Raw genomic sequence first — 21,103 nt, forward strand, 5'->3', positions numbered from 1 at the left:
CTGGTAAATTTGATATCGACAGCTTCTGCTACCGACGTTTTAAAGCTTTTACCTGTTTAACAGTTGATGTAACGCCAACTGTTAACACTAAGACTAATGCTGACGGTACAAACGGTATCCAAATACCCCCAATTAAAAGATTAAAACAGATTAAATACAGCATACCAACGCTCACACCAGTTACTAAAGCTAGTCTGAGCAGCGAAGACCAGCGCCAAGCTAGTACGCCTCCAACCATAGCCCAACCCCAAATCCAGATCACCTCAATCTCTGGCGACCAAGCCTGCAATAACGGTCGCCCATCTAAAACAGCACTGAGAATTTGACTAATCATGTGTGCTTGTACTAGCACTCCTGGCATTTGCTCATCTAATATGCTTCCATAAGGAGTAGCCCAGTAGTCGGGAAAATCTCCTTTTGCTACCACACCAATTAAAACAATGCGGTTTTTAATTGCTCTGGGGTTGATAGGACTAGATAAAAGTTGCGTTAGCGTTACCTGTTCGGCAATCTGCTTCGAGGCACGATAGTTGAGTAAGATTTGACCATTGGGATCTATGCCTTGATAGCCGCCAGTGCGAGATTTCAAAACCGGAAAAACAGTGTTACTCAACTGCAAATTGCCTTTTGAGTTGAATTTAGGTTGAATACCTGAAGGCAACAAATAGCGGAAGGCCAATTGCATACTTAAGGCATAGTAGGCCGGACATAAAGATGCAGTCTCCTGATTCATAAACATCAGATGGCGACGTACAACTCCATCTTGATCATGAATAAAATCACTGAATCCTAAGCGATCTTTGGGAATTTCTGGTGGTGGCTCAATACCTTTAGTATTTGCTGTCGCATCACTTCCTTTGCACACCCCAATTAAGTTATCAGTTTGCTGGAAACGAGTAATTAAATCTCGCTGTTCTGCGGGGAAATCGCGGTAGATATCTAAACCAATGGCTCTGGGTTGATACTGCTTTAGTTTTACTAATAGTTGATTGAGAGATTTTTCGGATATGGAAGTTCCCTTCAAGGATTCACCATTGCGTCGTTGATTTGCTAGATCTGTATCGTCAATTGTCACTATTAAAAGGCGACGATCAGGTTCTTCGCTGGGACGCGATCGCATCATTTGATCAAAGGCTTGTAGTTCAACACTTTGCAGCGCTCCTATAAATCTCAATCCCCCAACTAAAGTACTAATTGCCAAACTGGAAAACAAAGCCATTTTAAGTCCGCATTTAAAAGATGGAGGTAAATTTACAATACCTTCGCCAAAAAAAGAGTATGAAGAGAGAGGGCGCTTTGTAGTAGAGTTGTTGTCTTCCCAAACGACAACTCAAAAGCTACAATTCGCCCATGTTGGACATCCTATCACTGTTACAATGCCTGCTACCGCAGATCAACGCTACGACGATGCGCCGAATGAACCAGATCATCATGGCCATGTTAGCAATGAGCGGCCGAGCCACCATGTTGGGAATTTCTCGTTGGACAGACATTGGTGGTAGTTATCGGACAATGTTGAGATTTTTTCATACAGTAATACCTTGGGCAACATTGTTTTGGCTGTTTTTTCGTAAACATTTATGGCGAAAGGATGAAGTATATTTGCTTGCCGGAGATGAAGTTGTAGTCAGCAAGTCGGGTAAACAGACTTATGGGTTGGATAGATTCTTCTCTAGCCTAGTAAACAAACCTATATCAGGGCTATCTTTCTTTGTCTTGTCGTTAGTAAGTGTTGAGCAAAGACAGTCATTTCCGATTCAAATAGAACAAGTAATCAAGAGTAATACTAAAACAAATATTCAGTTGTCAAGCGAAAAAATAAAAACCAAAGAAAAACGTGGACGTGGACGACCAAAAGGGAGTAAAAACAAAAATAAAACCGAAGTGATATTCACATCTGAACTATTGCTAATTAAAAAGATGATTAATTCACTATTCAAGTTAGTAGCTAATTTTATTCCCCTAACATACTTGGTAGTAGATGGTCATTTTGGTAACAACAACGCTTTACAGATGGCACGACAAGTGAACTTGCACATAATTTCCAAGTTGCGCCACGATTCAGCATTATATATCCCTTATGAAAATCCTGACTATCATAAACGCTCTCGTCGTAAATACGGTGACAAACTAGACTATAGTAATATACCTGACAAATATTTATCTAAAAGTAGCATTGAGGATGAGATTCAAAGTGATATTTATCAAGCCACTCTCCTTCACAAAGAATTTGCCCAAGCTCTAAATGTAGTGATTTTAGTCAAAACCAATCTTAAGACTAATGTTCGTAGCCATGTAGTTCTATTCTCCAGTGACCTGGAATTATCATTTGAAAAAATAATTGATTATTACAAACTCCGCTTTCAAATCGAGTTTAACTTCCGTGATGCAAAGCAGTTTTGGGGGTTGGAAGATTTTATGAATCTGAGGCAAACTGCGGTAACTAACGCTGCTAATTTCGCATTTTTTATGGTTAATTTATCTCATCATCTTCTCGCTGATTTTCGCCTCATTAATCCCGGCTCCGGCATTATTGACCTTAAGGCTCATTATCGTGGCTTTCGATATATCCATGAAATTTTAAAAATGCTTCCAGAAATCCCTGAGCCTATTTTATTAAACCAGATTTTTGCCAAGCTTACTTCTTTAGGACGCATTCATCCCGTTTCTACGGGCGTTGAACCCTCGTAATTTGGCAGAGGTATTGAAATTTAGGAAGATATTTTTCTTTGGAGTTTGTTTGAGTTCCTGCCAAGTTAGGGGCATCTGCGCCAAATTTTGGCAAATCACTGGTAGCCAAGTTGCACAAGGAAATTTATCTTCAATTCCTTCTAACCGTTCTCGCGCTTGTCGCACCGCTTGATATAAAGATTCACCACCAGCAAAACCTTCTAAAAAATACTTTAAAAACTCCTGGGCTACTTGATCTGGAACAGGTTCACGCATAACAATAATTTGCGGGATGTGCAAATCAGCTAATTCTTGTGCTAGTCCCAACCCATCACAGGAGTTAAAAATTGCTAGTTGTAAGCCGCGTTCAATAGCTGTTTTGAGAGCGTATCTTAACTCACCAATACTGAGGCTATCGGTTTTATTCAAATAAATTCGCCCGCAACCATTATTTCCTTGACTAGAACTGTGTCCAGCAAAAAATAGGATATCCCAGTTTTTCCCCCACAAATTATCAGTCAATTCCTTACGCTGTGGCTCTACTAAAAAGGTGACATCTGCGCCTTGACAACCTTGCAGAATAGCTTTGTCAGCCTGAGTATCAATACCTTGACTATTGCCCACAATTGCCAAAATATTTACTGCTGGATTCGGGGTACGTGGCTTGAGAATGCGTTCATAACTTGGTGATGAAAGAGCAATTTCTGCCTTTGGGTAGCGTTCTAGTAAGTCCCACAGATGCCAAGGTAGCTTTTGTAGTTGGCTATTTTCTGATTGCAGAATGACTCTTACTTCATCTGTAGACACTAATTTTTCTAGCCATTTCTCTCTTAAGGGGCGAAACTCTTCTGAGCGTAGCCAAGTATTGAAGCGTACCCGCAAAATATGGGACATGTTGTAGCAATCTTGGGTGATCGATACATTCTTCACTTGTATTTTGTCAGCATCCAAGCGATAGCGATTGCCCAACTTTTGATAGTTAGATTGCCAACGGGCATAATAAAGTGGCATTTCGGGAGATGGGGGTAGTTTACCTGTGATTTCTATTGCTGGGCGATCGCTTTCTTCACCGATCTGGAGAGTGACAGTAAACCCCACATCAAAATTTCCGTCTCCGAATTTTAAAACCACTAACTTAGCCATGACTAAGATATTTTGTATTTAAATTTTTAGGACTGTTATGGTGCTTATCAGCTGTGTGCAACTTTAGTCAGGAAAAGGGGCTAGGAACTAGGGTCTAGAGTAGTGTGTTTCATCCATAAAAAAACTGCCATCAATATTTATTTGATTATTTATTACTGATTAAGTTGGGAAAGTATGCATCTGGAAATGTGATTAATCTACATACTTTAAATTATAAAGTTTTCTATAATACTCATATCATCAAATGATACCTGAACGCTAAAACGCTCTTGAATTTCACCTCTAAATTGTAACTGAATGTAGTTGTCTGCACTTCTAGCTTCGGCTTCCAAAAATACTGCTCCCGACTCATCCAAAACAATCAGTTTTACTTTTGTTGGTAAGTAAAGTTGATTACCTGTGGAGTGTAACTGTAAACAAATATTAGTTTGTTGATTAGCTTCAGGGTTGATTTCTACAATCAACATTACAGGTTGGTCAATGATTGTAATACCCAAATCAATTAGTTTTGCTCTTCTGGTAATTGCTTCTGACTGATTGAGAAATGTTGCTTCAGGAGTTACTGCACTACGAAAGGCGTAAGCTGGTTGAGATTCCACTAAGTCCCACAAAGATTCAACAGTTTGCCAGCCAGCATCACATTGATTAGCAAACCACTGACTCAAATTCACCAGAGTCTTGAGTGGTGAAGTTCTTAGTTGTTCCAAGCGATCAATTAATGCTTCTAGCGGTTGTAGTTGGCTCAATGGCAATGTTTCTGTAGTGACATTACGGCTAAATCCTAGTAGTTTTGCTTCTTGCAGAGATTCGTCAATTTGCACCACAACATAACCCACTCGTTCTTCCCAAGTTTCTGGGGGAACTAGACATACTTGATCGTGCAAACTTACAGGGCGACACTCCAGACGACCAATCGAAGGAATCTCTAAATCAGCCACATTGGTACTTAATTGCATAATAGGATTCCAACTATCACTGGCTCCAATAGCAGTAGGAATTTCCATCATTTGCAAATAATCATTTACCACCGATACAGCTAGAGTATTCAGGCGAACTTGTTGCGCTTTTTCGGGAGTTGGCTGTTGATTGGCAAACTGTTGAGCAATTTTGCGTGCTGCTTGAGAAATCGGTAGAGGTAAAGCGAAATTATCTAGATCATAGGTGGTGTTATTCATATATCAATACCTCTTAATTAATGCTGCTATATACATATCGGCGGCATTCAATAAATTTATGCCACAAAATTATAAAAATATGCATTGATAAGGCATTGGGGAAGAAGGTTGTAAACTTGTTGATTTTTTTTAATGTTTATTTGTTTTTTCTAATTATCCAAGACTCATACCATTTCACGAAATTATTGATACAAATTACTTTTCTTACTCCCCCTGCCTCCGGTCACTGAGTTTCGACTGCGCTCAACTACCGCGTAGCCGAAGTGCTGCTTCCCCTGCTTCACGGCAGTTGCTCCTGGGGGGAACCCCCAAGACCGCACTGCCTCCCCTGCTTGCCCAAATGTATCAACTTTAAAGTGAAACGGTATCACGAGCGAATATCAAAGACTTACTGAACCCAAAAAGTTTTCATGCCCTATGCCCAATGCCCCATGCCCAACTACAACCAATTTCCAATCAACACATAAGCAGACCAAAAGCTGGGAGCGCGGTAATTGGGATGTTTTAGCAGTTGCAGTTGGGCGCGGCGCAGAGCTTCAGCTTTAGTAATATTGCCATCCTTGAGTTCTCTGTAAAAAGCACCTACAAATAAGGCTGTCGATTCATCATCAATTTGCCACAGGGATGCCAAGGTGCTGCGCGCCCCTGCTCTGACTGCTGCTCCTGCCAAACCAAGGGCTGCACGATCATCTCCTGCTGCTGTTTGGCAAGCGCTTAAAACTAACAGTTCTACTGCTCCTGGTTGGGTGTCATCCCGACTGCGAAGAAGAGTATCGAATTGGGTGACATTTATGGGACCGTCGGCAGCCAAAATAAAGGTGTTTTCAGCACGAGAACTAAACTGACCATGAGTTGCTAAATGGATAACATTAAATGGGGAAGTATTTACTTCGTTCTCTAATGCTTTGCGGGTGAAATCTTGATTCAACAAATTGGTTGTTGAGACTCCGGCGCTGGCAATGAGTTGAACTTCAGACTCAATGCCTGGCAATGGCGCAAAATTGGGAAAATTTGCAGGGGGCTGAGTTAAACCAGCAGTTAAGGCTCTCAGTTCCTGACGCACCAAGGGTTTGGGATTTTGGAGTTGTAGACCAACGCTGAGGGCGATCGCATATTTTTCTACTAAGAATTGCTGACCATCATAAAGTGATGACATTGGTAAATTACGCAATGCTCCATCCAGCACAAATACAAGAGTTTTCACTCCACTGGCTGATAATTCTGATTCAATGGGTTTGATTAGCCAATTATAAACTTGCTGCGATTGAATTTTGACGGCGTTAGTAGCAGTGGGATTGATCAGAGTTTTTCGCACTTTTGCGATAATTTTGTCTACTTCTTGGTAGGAAATATTGGTACTGTAATGCCGTAGAGGTTGGTTAGGAATTTTGACAATTACCTGGAATTGGTCGGGAAGAATAATCGGGTAAAGGATGGCAGCAGTGGGATTATCTTGATCTACTATTTGATCAAGGCTGATGCTATTTCCTTGTAAGCAAGCTTCTTGAAAGAAGTTATCTAATTCTGCTAACTGCAAGGCTTCAATCCGCTGGCGTGCTTTATCTAAGATTTTTTCATCTAATTTTCCAGACTGGGATTGGAGTAATAACTCTACTGACTGTCGATAGATCGGTTCGACACTGTCTCGAAAGTTAAATTGCACGTCTTGATTGATAGCTACTAAGTCACTGCGTAAAGTATGAATAGTTTCTACAGCTGCATCATAAGCGGCGATCGCTCCTTTAATATCTTTTTGTGCCTTTAGCAATCTAGCTAACTGCCACTCTAATCTATAGGCGATGTCTGATGCATTAGTTGTTTGAGCCAAAATTAATGCCTGTTCGGTGAGAGTTTGTGCCTCTGACCACTGGTGGGTTTTCTCGTATAAATGACCCAAACTCAAAAGTCCGTAAGCTTCGGCTCGTTGATCGCCTAAACTGCGAGATTGCTTGATGCTAGCAGCAAGTAATTTTCCTAGGTTCTGAGTGCTGATTGCTGAAACAGATTTGCGACTCAAAAATTCAACATCAGGACTGAGGACTTTCATCAAGCTTTGAGCATAGTTAATCTGAGCGTAGATGGCAGCACGGCTGGGAGGAAGTTGGTCAAGTTGAGATTGAATTGATGTTAATAAAGGTTCAATTTCTGCTAATTGTTTTGTCTGGATTAGTAGGCTGAGTTGATTGAGTTGGGCTTGAACTTTAGTGATGGGTGAGGGTGAGACTTGAAATGTTTTTTGATAGTAGGCGATCGCTTCTGGATCTTGTTGACGTATCCGTGCGTTGTTTCCCAAACTAAAAAGACTTGCGCCAATTTGTGTACGAGATTGCAGACTTTGAGCAATCTTTAGACTTTGTTCTAGGGCAAGGCGGGAGTTTTTTTGATCTCCAGCAACTAAAAGGGCATCACCAAGCGATCGCCATCCTACTGCCTTTTCTACTGAATCTGGTTGAGATTGTAATTTTTGAGTTGTCTTTTCGAGTATTTCAACTGCCCGACGGTAAAATCCTTGAGTTCGCCATGCTTGTGCTTGATTGATCTGCGATCGCACTACGCCACTATGATTTTCTGTTTGCTGGTAAATTTTCGCTGTTTGTTGCCAAGTTGCTAATGCTTGTTGTGTCTGTCCCATCGCTAGTTGCAGACGACCTTGAATATCCAGCGATTGAGCTAAGAAATTTTGGCTTTTTTCTTGTCCTTTTAGCAAATTTAAGCTTTCTGTAATTGTCTGCTGCGCCTGAGTCCATGCACCCAATTGTTGATAAGCAAGAGATAAGTTGCTTAGGGTAGTAGCTAATCTCAGATCATCTCCTTGTTGCCTGTATTTTTGGGCTACCTGCTGTAATACTTGCGCTGCTTCGGCAAAACGTCCAGCATCGTATAACACTTTGCCTTGTTGCAAACTTGTAATATTTACATTTTTCTGTTGGGATAAAGAGGTGGTCACATCTGGAACTTTTGCTAATACAGGAGAAGCGAGGACGCACAGCAAAGCTAACAAAAAATACAATAGTAAATGTACTGTTGCCTGTTGCCTGTTGCTTGTTCCCTGCCCAAAGGGCTTGGTCATAACAAACCCTCCAATTCAGCAAACTTTCGTAAGCGCGGTAAGCACTGACGCTGATAAAAACTGCTTAATGTAGGAATTGGTAAGCCAAATTCTTGAGATAATTCTTTCCAACTCACTTCTGGGGGTAAGCGTTTGAGAATTAATACCTGACAATTTACCTTTGGATGCCCTTTAATATGAGTATTACTTAGTTCCCCATCTGAGTCTTTTTTAACCCATATCTCCAAATGTTCTAAAATCGGGGGAACTTGAGGAGTAGCTGGCAGGTTATCTACAGGGTCAATAATTTCACTGTTTCCACTCGATCCAAATTGGTGAACCTTAGGAGTAACGATTGTAGCTTGTTCTCGGTGCTGGTTTAGATAAAAGTCTTGTAGTCTGCGTTTGAGGTAAGCATTTAACCAAGTAATCACACTGCCATAAGTAGGATCATATTTTTGTCCTGTCAAACCTTCGCAAATGTTACGACAAAAATATAACCAAGTTTGTTGTAATGCATCTTGATAATAAGGTGTATTTTCCCTCCAAAGTCTTTTGGAAGTCAAGCGGATGATTTGCGTGAGTAGCTTCTGACGCTGAGGGCTTCCAGGTGGATGCCCACAGACTTGGGCAGCTAAACAGCGTAGCTGTTCATCAAATTCAACCATGTTAAACTCTTGGCGAAGAAAGCAAGAATATTTTAGTATTGCGTATAATAATGCTTGAGATAATTACCCTATATCGTGATAGTAGCTTTTTTTGGCATTATTCTGATCAAAACAATTTTATAGCAATCCTATTTCAGTTGTAATAATTCTCTTTTTAACTAACCGCCAAGAATAGAGTCAGGGAATTGCTGGCGATCGCCTGCTACATACCAAATTTGATACCAGTAGTTATTGAGAGGACTTACGCAAAACTAGACACTGTTTTCACTAAAAATGAGTTTTTTATACTAAGTAGCTTTAATAATATTTATAAATAAATAAACAGTAACGATTATCTGCTGTTCGTTCATAACTCAATTTATCAGCGATCGCCGCCATAATTTTCAACCCGCGTCCCCTCTCTTGATGATTTTCTTCAAGTGCAGATGTTGCTTGTAATTGTTTCTCTAAATCAAAATCTTCACTTTGAGATAATATATGTATTTCTATGTGTTCATTTGAGCGCAAAACTGTTATTTCGATGGGAGTTTCTCTAGGCAAATTTCTATGCCCGTGTTCAACAATGTTAGTAAAGCCTTCTATTAGTAAGGTTTGACATTGCCACCAAATTTGTTGGTTAGGTATAGGTGGTTGATTAATTTGCTCAAACCAAGATAAAACATTAGATAATAGTGCTAAGTCTGTATTAAATTTTAAATTAATTTGATTATTCACTTTTTCGTTACTGCAATATTTAGCTTCAATGATATGCGGAAAATATTTTATTTAATTTGAGTATATTCACTATACATTACTCTGGAAATTATGGGTAAGTTGAAATTGGGTGCATCCCAGTTTTTATTTTCCAATGAGATAATAACTGTCATTGCGAGGAGGAACGACGAAGCAATCGCATCGACTCGCTCTTAGTTGGAGGATTTTGCGATTGCTTCGCTTCGCTCGCAATGATATTCAAAAAAGTGGGATGCTCCCGTTGAAATTAATCAATTATTAAATTGTCTTTCTATTTATTCAGATATAATTTATGGTAAAAATTCTAGTTATTGATGATGACCCAATTGTAAGGACAGTACTCAAAAGAACACTCCAGAATCAGGGTTATGAAACTACTGTTGTCAACAATGGCGAAGAAGGAATTGCTCAAGCGAAACTACTACGTCCCGCATTGATTATTTGTGATTGGATTATGTCACAGTTAGATGGATTAGAAGTGTGTCGCCAAATTAAAGCAGATCCACAGTTGGCAACTACTTTTTTTATTCTGCTGACTGCTAAGGGAGCAGCGCTGGGAGAAGAAGCAGATAGAATTAAAGGACTAGATGCTGGAGCCGATGAATTTATCTCTAAGCCAATAGAGATGAATGAATTAAAAGCACGGGTAAGAGCAGGACTTAGACTATATCAATTAAATCAAGATTTACAAAGCCAAAAGCAAGTTTTAGAAACACTTAACCAAAATTTGCAAACCCAAAAACAAATTTTAGAAGCAGAATTAGCTGAGGCTGCTGACTATGTGCGATCGCTTTTACCTTTGCCTCTTACAGGATCAGTAACCACAGAAGCCTTGTTTGTTCCCTCAGCACAATTGGGGGGTGATTGCTTCGATTATTACTGGTTGGATGACGAGAATTTAGTAATTTATCTGTTGGATGTATCTGGACATGGGGTAGGTTCTGCTTTGCTATCTGTGTCTGTATTGAACGTTTTGCGATCGCAATCTCTACCCAACACTAATTTTTACCAGCCTAGCGAAGTCTTAAAAGCTCTTAATCATGCTTTCCAGATGAAAAACCACGGTGATAAATACTTCACCATTTGGTATGGAGTTTATCACCGCATCAAACATCAACTCATCTATGCTAGCGCCGGACATCCCCCTGCTTTACTGCTATCTGGTACATCTGCAAACAGCTTGCAAGTTAAACAACTAAACTCTTTTGATTTACCTATAGGCTTTTTGCCTGATATTCACTTTCAAAATGCTGTGTTTGAGATTGAAAAAGATAGCACTCTCTATATTTTTAGTGATGGAACTTACGAAATCAATCAACCAAATGGAAAAATTTGGGGACTTAATCCTTTCATTGATTTACTAATCAATGAAAACAAGATAAATAACTGTGTTCTAAAACAAATTTTAGAACACATTTTGTCATTAAATGACCAAACTAATCTTGAGGATGACTTGTCATTACTTAAATTGTACTTTGGTTAAGCTAGTGAAACTTAGAGACAAAAATTGAACATTAACTAATAGCTTATTTAGTTGTCATTATTTGACGATTAAAGTCATCTTGATCTACAAAAGTTTGAAAAATTCTATCTATTTTAGTCAATTCAAACAACATTTTAACTTGGTCACTAATAGAGCAGATAAAGAGTTTAGCGTTGGCAGTTCGTGTCATTTGCATGGCTGACACTAAAGCACCTAAACCAGAACTATCGATGAACTTAACTTCTTTCATATCAATCAACAAAATCTCAGTGCCGCTATCTAAAATTTCACTAACTTCACGACGTAACTGATTACCTCTAATCCCATCAAAAATTCCATGAGGTTCGATTACTTTGACAGCCATATTCATAATTTATTCGTCCTGATTTATCAATAATTTACATTTTACTATTTTGGCATTCGCTTATTAGAACCGCAAGGTCAAGCCGAAAATTAAGTTTAAAAAACCATCGAATTTTTTAGTTTATTTTTACTCTGAGCTAATGCAGTAAAGAAACTAGCATCAACCCATTGCCGAGAAATTTCAAAAGCCTCAAAATAACCTTCTTTTTGTCCCAATTCCCGCGCCCAAAATCGAGATAACACGAGAATTGCGTCAAGCTGCATAAACGTTTTGTTAGTTTCTGATTCGTAACAACCAATAGCTGCTATTTTTTCTTCAATCACTGAAGTAATATCTACAAAAAAGTTTGGCTCAAACCCGCGTAAGAAGACAGGAGGAGCTGAATACCACAAAGGAATGTTTCTGCGGGTAGCAACATTAGAAACTGCGATCGCACACACTTCGTGATCTCTATGTCCATATTTCTCTGGTTGTGGTGCGTGAGTAATAATCAAATCAGGGTGACTATTTTTAATAGCTTCTTCAACAACTTTAATTACTGCTTGTGTAGAAAAGTTACACTCCTCAAGAGCATAAAATTCATAAGTTGCACCAATGATTTTACCAGCATCTTCTGCTTCTTGATGACGTGTACCCTTAACCAATGAGCTAGAAAGATTACCTTCAGTCAAAATTAGACAGTGAACATTCCATCCAGCTTGAGACATCAAACGTAGAGTCCCAGCAGCAGGTAAAACTTCATCATCAGCATGAGCATAAACTGTGAGAACAGTTTGCTGATTAATATGGTTCAAGTTGAGATGTGTGTTCATAAAAATTGATTGATCAATGACTAACAACAACTATTCTTTTGCAGGTTGCCAAACCGAGGCGCGGATAATAACCCACAATAGCAGTAAGTTATAAATAGCCCACGCACTATTTAGGAGGTGAATCCAAGGATTATGAAGATGACCAATTGCAAAGCGGTAAATGCTCCACAAGATTCCTAAAATAGTTAAGGCAAATATAACCAATTGCGGCCAGACAAGCCGGAGATAAATACCAGATTGCCTCTGCTTAGGAGTGACTTGAAAGTTGAGCTTTTGTCCGGTAAATACACTCCAAACAGCTTGAATTAATAACGGAAATAAAGCGATCGCATATTGCTCAGAACGCCAAACTTCCCTAGCCGGAATGCCCCAAGTTGCTGCTAAAAATGTTAGGCGGTTGATGATAAAAGCTGGGAAAAAGTGTATGGCAAAATCAGAACCGTAGGTTTTAACTGGAACAATTTCTGTGAAAAAATAAATTATTGGGCAAGAGATAAAAATCAGTGTGGCAAAACCAGAAAAATAACTATACATCGTCTTAAAATATTGTAGACGTTGCCAAAATGTTAACCCTGGTTTGGTGAGAGGATTTTCTCTCAGTAAAACTTGAATAGTTCCTTGCGCCCAGCGTAATCGCTGTTTCAAAGTAGAACTTAAATCATCAGGTGCTAAACCTTCTGCTAAAAGTTCATTGTGATAAATAGATTTCCAACCAGCGCCGTGTAGACGCATAGCTGTATTCATATCTTCTGTAATACTGTTGCTGGATACACCACCCACTAATTGAAATTCATCTAATCGTTTTTCATCTTTGGTAAACTCATCAGCAAAATATTGTAGTCCTACATTAATCAATGCTTCCCGTCTAAGAATCGCATTGGTTCCTGTATAAAAAGCAGCATTCATGCCATCTTTGCCTTGTTGAAGCGGCCCATAAAATAAACTGGCTCGATGTCCAAAAGGATCACCAGCAGGAATATTGTAAAAATCTTGGGGTGTCTGTACAAAACCAATGCGGTTTTGCTCATATTTACCAATAAAAAGATTGTATGTGTAGAAATAAGGCAAAACTCGCTTGAGAAATTGGGGTTTAGGAATATGATCAGCATCTAAAGTCAGAATAAATTCTCCCGCAGTTTCTCCAGAGAAAATCGCATAATTGAGGTTTCCTGCTTTTGCATGGTGAGCAACCCCAACAGGTTTAGGACGAGCAATATAACGAAATCTTGCCAGTTCAACCAATTCCAGTTCTTTTCGGTGAATAGCTGTTTTTAAAGCTTGTCGTTCAGTATTTAAGCGTTCAGCAATACTCTGATGTTCTGGCGGTAGCCACAAAATCAACTGTCGCAGACTTTGGACAAATAGTTCAGCAGCCGTTTTATTCTGACTTGGAACTAATGATAATTCTTGTAACCATTGTTCAGCAGCTTGAGTCTGATCTTGCAGATTTTCCAAGCTTTGCAAGCGTTCTACTAACCGAGAGCGTTCTGCATCAATTTGATTTGCTTCTTGTTGTAGTAGTGGCGAGTGCAAATCTGCAATACACAACTTTTCTGTCATAGTTCGCATCGCCGCCGAATTGCCATCATCCAGCACATAAACGCGCAACTTAGTTGCAGGATAATCTATTCCTAAAGCCGCCTGAGCAGTTTGTTCTACAATTTCTGGTGGCTCGTTATAGCAGGTGATAAATACATCTACCGTTGGCCAGTCAGTTCGCTCTAGGGGTGGGGTCATCTGATCAAGTGACTTCACCTGTCTAACTAAAGGTCGCCACAATCCCAGAACAAACATCACACCGCCGAAATAGCTATAGATTTCTGCTATGAGCAAGGGAATCGACAGCCACAGTGCATCAAAATTAATAGAATGAGTGATGCGCCATTGTAAATACCAGATACCAAAAATTAAATTGATTTCTGCTAGATAGCGAAACAACAGCGTTCTTTTTTTGAGTATTGAGCGACTGTTACCAGAAAAGTTGACGGAATTATCAATAGATATAGAAGTCATTTTGATACCAAAAATAAACTTACAGCAGGAATTGGTAGTTAGAAGTAAAACACGGTTCTATAGTTAGCTTTTGTAATCAGTGACAAACTGCTGTAAACAAGCTGCAAGGCGGTTAAGGCGATCGCTATGTTTGGGGTATTTCATATTACACGATTGGTAAAATCACACATGATTATCTCTGTCATCGCTATTGCAATCGTCAAAACTAAGTATTCCCTAGTTCAATTTGTAAATAACAGGTTTACTTAAAGGAAGGAAAAAACAAGGAATGGCACGAAGTTAAAACAAAACCTCACATTTGGCTCTTTTCTAGCGCTTTGTGTCTCCGTGCCTTGTGGTTAAATAAATTTCAAGAATGTATTCGTCAATTATTCTTTGACAGCCTACTATTTTGAGACTCTGGTATTTTCACTACTAGACCCCCAGTAACTTCCGTAACTATCCGAAATTAACCTAACTTTTGATTTCGCCACCCTTGGTAGACCACGACCTGAATCTCCTTGAGTAATAGTTTGCCACCACAGAGATTTCATCGCAGCAATTGGACGAATTAAGGGTTGGCGATTCATAACTGTATACAACAAAGATTGCAAAATCATACTGTTGGTGCTGTTTGTAAAACCAATTGCTGTTTTGCCTGTAGTTTCATAAAAGCCTTCATAGAAACCCGCTAAAGGGTTATATAAGTCAGTTACACCTTGGAGTAATTTTTGACTGTATTGATTCTCTGGTAGTAGCGCATGATAAGCAAAAGCTACTGCTGTACTTACCATTCGCCCTTTAGCTACAGTCTGCCCATCATCTCCTAAAGCTGACCAAGGCTTACCTTGTCCGATAATGGCGCTGTGGACGGTGTAAGGTTTGCGGTCTATGAGGGTAGTAGCCGAGGCTGTGAGAATTTTAGTGCGACGGTAACGTTCGGCTTGCGCTTGAAAAACTGGCTCAAAGAGCGATCGCATTTTTGGATCTAGTCCAAACTCTAAGCTGTAAAGTAAAAAAGGATTGCTAACTGTGTATTGGTTAACTTGGGAATTGGTATCTGTGCGCTGGCGTTGAATAGCAACTTTCACTCCTTCTACCAATGCAGTTTGATATTCACCCCCAACAGCAGAACCTGCAACATCAAAGCCCCATAATTGAAAAGCACGCGCCGCATATTCTTCATAACCTAAGCGGGTTTCAGGCTTAACGCGGGTCAAGTATCGCCCTTGTTTATCTTTGGTGACAGTAGCACTGGATAAAATACCATCCCGGACGACTCGCAGGTATGACCAATCTAAGACAATTTGATCAACTGCTTTGGTGTACTCTGGATGATAGCTTTTTAAGTTATACAGTGCTGCCAACATTCTGCCTAAATCAAGGGCTGACCAACCGTTACCTTGGGGAAGTGAGTTACCGCCGTAATCAACGGGTTGGAGCGATCGCGTATCATAACCTCTATTAGGTAATTCGCCAGCAAATAAGGGCAGTTTACCTAAAGCTCCTAACAGATGGCGAGTGCGCTGGTCAAATTCCTTTGCAGAAATAATATCAAGCGATCGCGCTGCATGAAGTGCGGCTAAATAATCTCCCAATCCCCAAAGAGTTGCTCCTTTAAAATCGCTGCGATCGTCAATTAGTCCACTCTTGGAATGATAATTTGCTTGAAAATATCTCCATGCTGCCTCTGCATAACGCCTTTCCACTACTGTTAAAGGTCGAGTTAGTTTGAAGGTAGATGACTCTGGACTATCCACTGGAGGAATAGGTGCAACTGTTACTTCCTCAACTTTAGAAGTGTTCGTTGGTGGAGTGGGTGCAACTGTTACCTCTTCAACTTTAGAAGTATTAGCGGGAGTTGGAGTTTGAGTTGTCGGTGTTGGTGCAGGTGTCGCCGCAGTATTATTACTCGGCGGTTTAACTGGTGTATTAGCAACAGCAGAGGCAATTAACGGGCGATTTCCTCTAGCTTTGTAATACAAAATCTCCAAAATTAACCCGTTGGTATTGCCTGTTAAAGCTTTGTTTGGTTGCTTCGATTCTTCATAAATGCCAGCATAGTAACCACTTTCATCAGGACTACGAAGATCCTTAACTGCATCAAAAATCTTTTGGGCATAAGCATTATCTGGGAAAAGATACCGCCAACCAAAAGCCGCCTTGGTACTCAAACTGCGAAATTGCGGGTAAGGTTGGTTGTTGTCTGTAATTGTTGCCCAATTTTGCCCGTTAGCGTAAACAGTGTTGTAAAGAAAATAAGGTGCTTGGTCGATGTTGTCTTCTGTCACCGCCGTTAACTGACCTGTAGCATCGTACCGTCGCTTCTGCACATCCAAAACCCTAGCGGCAAAATCAGCTAATTCACCTTGCAAGCCAAATTCGATGCCATCGAGGATATAAGATTCGCTAACAATGTAATTATTCGCGTTAGTGCTTTGGAAATCGCGTGTATCAACAGGAATTTGCACACCGTTAATTTCCACCATTTTATATGGTTCAAAAGCCAGAGCTTTGGGTGCAGAAAAACCCCAAAGCTGATAACCTCTTGCGCCATATTCTTCGTAACCGAGTCGTCCTTCTTGCACTAATAATGTTTTGCCATCGGGTAAAACAGTAGCACCGTAAAGTTGTTCATCTTTAAGCGATCGCCCTACCTGCCATTTTGCTACAATTCCTTTGAGCCAATCATTATATTGTGGGTGGCAAGTACGAATCACATCAAACGCCGCTAATATCCGACCTATATCTAAAGCAGACCAACCAATACCCCTTTCTATAGGATTATTACCATAATCAACCATCTGCCCGGTAGCTGCATTGTAAACTTTATTCGGTAAGGCATCTTCAAATAATTTAAGACTGCTCAGACTCGTCAAAAACTTATTCAAACGAGAGTCAAAGTCTGCTTGGTCAGTCAGATTCAACCATCGCGCCGCATTCAACGCCATGAGGTAATTCCCCATATCCCAGAGCGTACCGGAAGGATAACCCCCAGTAGAATTAGTAAATCCTGTTGCTGGCTGATAATTTTTCACAAAATATTGCCAAGCCTCACGAGCATAAGTTTGTTCTTCAGGCGTGAGCGGGGCAGTAATATTGCTACAACTACTAGAATTTTGCGACAAAACTGGTGTCGGGATATAAAACAACAATTGCAAAAATGTCCCAACTAGGAACAATGCAATCCATCTCCACAGTTTTTGTTGATGGTGCTTGTATAGCATATACCAATAAGGGATTAAATATTAGAATTTTCAAAAATTGAGCTTTATCGAACACCTCGAATAGCACAATTAAGAGCTAATTTGTAAACTCCAGTAAAGTCCTCGTCTTGTATACTTTTTAGGAATTTGAGCCATTAATGTACTTATTCGCTGAAACTCAAACCTAGCAAGAATTTGAGTATTTTTGAGATTTTCTTTACGAACCAAATCTAAGAACATGGGTGGAAATAATCGTTATTTTTACATTTTTGTATTCCAGTAACTTCTACACTGTATGCATATCATTTGGATGTTAACTAGAAAAATTTGTGAAATCAGCGACAAATACACTGAAAATATGAAACTTACGTACAAAATTAAGTAAATATACGTAAGATTTATGCATATTCTTCTTTAATTTGATTAAAAAATAATTAAGAATTTACTAATTAGGCTTGTATGTTAAAACAAAGTATTAATTTTTCAGTTAATAGGTATTTGACATGGTATCAGTAAGTGAAGACTTTTTATCGGATTAGTATAAATAAAGTGACTATTGAATTCAACACCAGCCTTGGTGAGGGAGATTGGGTTTCAACCGTCGGAGGATGGCGGTGTGATGCTCTACTTATTCCTGGTGCACAACTCGAAGCTCTTTATTATGATGGAATAAAAGCTGATACGAAAAGCTTTACTATTGAAAGTTCTATTATTCGTTGGTCAGGAAGTCTCAAACCCAAAGAGCTATTGGTAAGACTGTCTCTGACTAAGGACTTACCTAAATTAGAAGAAGAAAAGCTTCAGTTAGAAAAAGATAAATTGAACCTAGAAAAACAAAAATCATCAATAGAAACCAAGTGGAAAGTGTTAACAGCGATAGGTGCAATTGTTAGCAGTCTCTTGACTTTAAGTACTACATATTTTGTAGGACAATCTAAATTAGCGACATCCTTGGCTCCACCTAGAGTACATACTTACTCCAGTGCAATGTCAATACCTGAAAATAGATGTATAAATTCTCTAACAAAAAGTCTGGAAAATTATGGTCTGCAAAATGTTACTACAGTTAATAAGGGTGTTTATGCAACTAAGGAAAATTACAATATATTTGTAGGATGTGATACAAATACCAAAGCCATATTCCTTGTAGTAAGTGGACCTGAAGACGCTGAAGCTAAACAAATAAGAGAAAATATTAAGGTTCTATTGCCATATTAATATAAAAATAATTGATGTAAAGTTATGCAAGCTAAATTTCAAGAGCAACTGTCTCCCTCCGATGCCGAAGTAATTTTGGAACGTTTGCCTGAAAGGATTCGAGAAGCTCTGGTTGCTCGTGCTACTAAAATTGAATATCCAATCGAAGCAGTAATTGAAATGGCGATCGCCAGTTTACTGGATACGGAAGCATTAGGCTTTGCAGATTGTAAACCAGGGCGTGGACAGTAAAGTAGTAACGCAATTATACTCGGTAGCTCATAACAAAGTAACAACAAGCGATCGCAAACTGATTTATCCTGCAAATCAGAAAATCATCATATCGAATGGCTCTAAGAAAATAAAGATGACAAGGTGAGAATGAGACATCTTCAACAATAAGGCCATTGGGTGCAGATATTACTGTTTGCTTAACTGTCGCACGTCTAATATCGTGTTCTGTTGACTGTTGACAGTCAACAGCCAACGAATAATACTAATTTTTAACGCCAGCCCAAACTGTAAGCGGCTTCCCAACTTGCTTATAGAGAAAACTTTCTCAAATCACCTCATTATTGTTAGCTGTGAGAGATTTATTCGGTTACAGACAGTGATACTTAAAATTTCACCCGTAACTGTCCTGTTAAAGAGTTACCGCTGTAGGTACTTCCTGCCGTCTCCTGATTCCGTACATTACTCAGGCTATAGCCAAGATCTGCTTCTATGTTGGGCGAAAATTTGGCTGTACAGCGAGTTTGATAAGTATTGGCGTTATCAAATTCACCATTAAGTCGCTGCTGCCCTAAATTGGCAGATAGCCGACAGCGCAAGAAATCGAACAGTTGTCCTTCCCAAGCTAATTCAGCGTTGTAAACTAAAAAATCTGGTGGAGAAAAATAGCCACTGCTACGTTCTACATTGCGATCGTAACTCCATGTGAACACATTAGCTGCTACAGAAAATTGTCCAAACTTACGTTCTAGTCTGCTAAAAGACTGAATCTCAGAATTGCGATCGCTGTAATTACCCAAGCGTAACGAAGAAAACAAGCTTGTATCCCGGTCAATCTGCCAATATAAATCAGGCCCAAAGCGCCAAGTTGTAATTTGATTTTCTAAAGTTTGAGCATTCGCTTTATAAGAACTTTGTTCTAAGTTTGCTGATATTATTAAACCCGAAACTAATCGACCTGAAGCAGAAACCTTTAGTGGCAAAATAGAAGATTCAACCTTAGTATTGAAATTTATAGCTGTAGGTAAACGGTCAAAAACATCAACACCTGCTGCTGCTTGTAGCGTTACTTGACCCACTTTTCCTTGCCAACCAATTTGTAAAGGAATATTGGTAACTGATTCCACACCTCTTTGCTCGAAATAGTCTAAACCTGTTTTGAAAAATATTTTGTTGCCATTATTTAATTTAAACTGAACTGTTGGTTCAATTAATAAATTATGTTGACCAAAGTTATCGTTATCATTTTGAAAATCTATTTGTAGATTTTCAAAAACGGCAAATGGCTTAACTAGTTCCGTAGAAGTAGATGATGGGTTTAATTTATCGGGGATTTTGGGCGATACTGGTGGTATTGGTGGAGGTAATTGTAGCCCTGGATTAAAGTTTTCAGGTGCAGCAATCAAAATAGGTTTTTGCTTTAATTGATCTAAATGTATTGTTGGGTAACTCTCATTATCTTGGGAATCAAATAAATCAACTTTTTTCAATTCATCAGTAGAAGTAACTTTTTCTGATAACTTTGAAAGTAAATTTAAGCTTTCATGTGTTGTAGCAGCTTGTAAATTAGTTTCTAATAATATCCAAATACCTAAACCCCAAACTATTATGAATTGAATCTGTAAGTATTTCCAAAAATACTTAGGATATTTGTATCGATATACAACGTTACAATCAACACTATTCACCATATTAAAATATCATACTTTATAATATAAACAAACAATATCATCATTAATTTTCTTTTTTCTCTTCCATCACTACTCGAAAAAAGAAAATAGTAAAAAAATGAAATTATCTAGAAGTGTAAAATGGTTTGAATTGATTCATCGCATTAATTAAATGATTGAAAACTAGAAAGAGTTCGGAACTAAAAACAATATTTACCCAGAAAAATAATTTCCGTAACGCGTTGGCTCACCATCTACTTTTCCCACACTACCTAAGATTGTGCATTTCTCACAAGCCTAACACCTGCATTGATTTTTCCAGCACTTCTTTAGGACGAAATGGTTTAGTTAGATATAAATCTGCACCAACCTCCATTCCTTTCTGCTTATCAAATTCTTGTCCTTTAGCTGTCAAAATCACGATATAAATATCAATCATTTGCAGTTCGTGTTTGACAATGTGGCAGACTTTCAAACCATTCATTTTAGGCATCATCACATCAAGAAAAACTAAGTTTGGTTTTTCTGTTTTAATAATTTCGAGAGCTTCTTCGCCATTTCTAGCAGTTAAAAGTTCAACACCTTCATCTTCTAATGCTTCTAGGGCTTGTTCCATCAAAATCACGATGTTGGGTTCATCATCAACAATCAAAACTTTCTGAGTCATAAAATCTCCAAGTTTGAGGATAAAAAACATAGGTTGAAGCGAGT

At 39.0% G+C, this 21,103-nt stretch carries 14 protein-coding genes and 2 pseudogenes; 4 read left to right on the plus strand and 12 right to left on the minus strand.

What is annotated here, in order from left to right; all coding sequences use genetic code 11:
* Positions 1-28 precede the first annotated feature (28 nt).
* Positions 29-1,222: pseudogene (locus QI031_RS21860) on the minus strand (CHASE2 domain-containing protein); the annotation flags it as partial.
* A 128-nt stretch (positions 1,223-1,350) separates the two neighbouring features.
* Between QI031_RS21860 and QI031_RS21865 the strand changes: the two are divergent.
* Positions 1,351-2,691, plus strand: coding sequence for a transposase (locus tag QI031_RS21865; protein ID WP_281481729.1), 1,341 nt, complete (start codon positions 1,351-1,353; stop codon positions 2,689-2,691).
* Here the strand turns inward: QI031_RS21865 and QI031_RS21870 are convergent.
* The 5 genes and pseudogenes from QI031_RS21870 to QI031_RS21890 form a co-directional block, all read right to left on the minus strand.
* Positions 2,686-3,813 (minus strand): annotated as a pseudogene (locus tag QI031_RS21870) (CHAT domain-containing protein); the annotation flags it as partial. The gene QI031_RS21865 and the pseudogene QI031_RS21870 sit on opposite strands and share 6 nt — an antisense overlap.
* Positions 3,814-4,019: 206 nt before the next feature.
* Positions 4,020-4,988 carry a DUF1822 family protein gene (locus QI031_RS21875; RefSeq protein WP_281481730.1) on the minus strand — a complete coding sequence of 323 codons (969 nt, stop codon included), beginning with the start codon at positions 4,986-4,988 and terminating at the stop codon, positions 4,020-4,022.
* Between the two features lie 439 nt (positions 4,989-5,427).
* The gene (locus QI031_RS21880) at positions 5,428-8,058 is read right to left on the minus strand and encodes a CHAT domain-containing protein (protein WP_281481731.1); all 2,631 of its coding nucleotides are present in this window, start codon (positions 8,056-8,058) and stop codon (positions 5,428-5,430) included.
* The gene (locus QI031_RS21885; protein WP_281481732.1) at positions 8,055-8,705 is read right to left on the minus strand and encodes a sigma-70 family RNA polymerase sigma factor; all 651 of its coding nucleotides are present in this window, start codon (positions 8,703-8,705) and stop codon (positions 8,055-8,057) included. Before QI031_RS21885 ends, QI031_RS21880 begins: the two co-directional genes overlap by 4 nt.
* Positions 8,706-9,002: 297 nt before the next feature.
* Complete coding sequence (locus QI031_RS21890; RefSeq protein WP_281481733.1) at positions 9,003-9,419, minus strand: ATP-binding protein; 417 nt, start codon at positions 9,417-9,419, stop codon at positions 9,003-9,005.
* 310 nt (positions 9,420-9,729) lie between these two features.
* On the opposite strand from QI031_RS21890, the gene QI031_RS21895 reads away from it, so the two are divergent.
* The gene (locus tag QI031_RS21895) at positions 9,730-10,920 is read left to right on the plus strand and encodes a PP2C family protein-serine/threonine phosphatase (protein ID WP_281481734.1); all 1,191 of its coding nucleotides are present in this window, start codon (positions 9,730-9,732) and stop codon (positions 10,918-10,920) included.
* 43 nt (positions 10,921-10,963) lie between these two features.
* Here QI031_RS21895 and QI031_RS21900 read toward each other — a convergent pair whose 3' ends face one another.
* From QI031_RS21900 to QI031_RS21915, 4 genes are all read right to left on the minus strand, one after another.
* Entirely contained in the window at positions 10,964-11,290 is a 327-nt protein-coding gene (locus tag QI031_RS21900; protein ID WP_281481735.1) for an STAS domain-containing protein, read from the minus strand.
* Positions 11,291-11,379: 89 nt separating this feature from the next.
* Positions 11,380-12,096 (minus strand): PIG-L deacetylase family protein, encoded by a 717-nt coding sequence (locus QI031_RS21905; protein WP_281481736.1) that lies wholly within the window; start codon positions 12,094-12,096, stop codon positions 11,380-11,382.
* Positions 12,097-12,126: 30 nt separating this feature from the next.
* Entirely contained in the window at positions 12,127-14,109 is a 1,983-nt protein-coding gene (locus QI031_RS21910; protein ID WP_281481737.1) for a glycosyltransferase, read from the minus strand.
* A gap of 386 nt (positions 14,110-14,495) precedes the next feature.
* Positions 14,496-17,315 carry a DUF3131 domain-containing protein gene (locus tag QI031_RS21915; RefSeq protein ID WP_281481738.1) on the minus strand — a complete coding sequence of 940 codons (2,820 nt, stop codon included), beginning with the start codon at positions 17,313-17,315 and terminating at the stop codon, positions 14,496-14,498.
* A 495-nt stretch (positions 17,316-17,810) separates the two neighbouring features.
* Between QI031_RS21915 and QI031_RS21920 the strand changes: the two genes are divergently transcribed.
* Together QI031_RS21920 and QI031_RS21925 are read left to right on the plus strand one after the other, a co-directional pair.
* Entirely contained in the window at positions 17,811-18,512 is a 702-nt protein-coding gene (locus QI031_RS21920; RefSeq protein ID WP_281481739.1) for a hypothetical protein, read from the plus strand.
* A gap of 24 nt (positions 18,513-18,536) precedes the next feature.
* A complete protein-coding gene (locus QI031_RS21925; RefSeq protein WP_281481740.1) occupies positions 18,537-18,743 on the plus strand; it encodes a hypothetical protein in 207 nt (68 codons plus the stop codon).
* A gap of 365 nt (positions 18,744-19,108) precedes the next feature.
* Here the strand turns inward: QI031_RS21925 and QI031_RS21930 are convergent, their stop codons facing one another.
* Both QI031_RS21930 and QI031_RS21935 read right to left on the minus strand, forming a co-directional pair.
* On the minus strand, positions 19,109-20,413 hold the full coding sequence (locus QI031_RS21930) for a hypothetical protein (protein ID WP_281481741.1): 1,305 nt from the start codon (positions 20,411-20,413) through the stop codon (positions 19,109-19,111).
* A gap of 268 nt (positions 20,414-20,681) precedes the next feature.
* Entirely contained in the window at positions 20,682-21,059 is a 378-nt protein-coding gene (locus tag QI031_RS21935; protein WP_281481742.1) for a response regulator transcription factor, read from the minus strand.
* Between the last annotated feature and the right edge of the window lie 44 nt (positions 21,060-21,103).

The organism is Halotia branconii CENA392 (assembly GCF_029953635.1).
Classification (GTDB): Bacteria; Cyanobacteriota; Cyanobacteriia; order Cyanobacteriales; family Nostocaceae; genus Halotia; species Halotia branconii.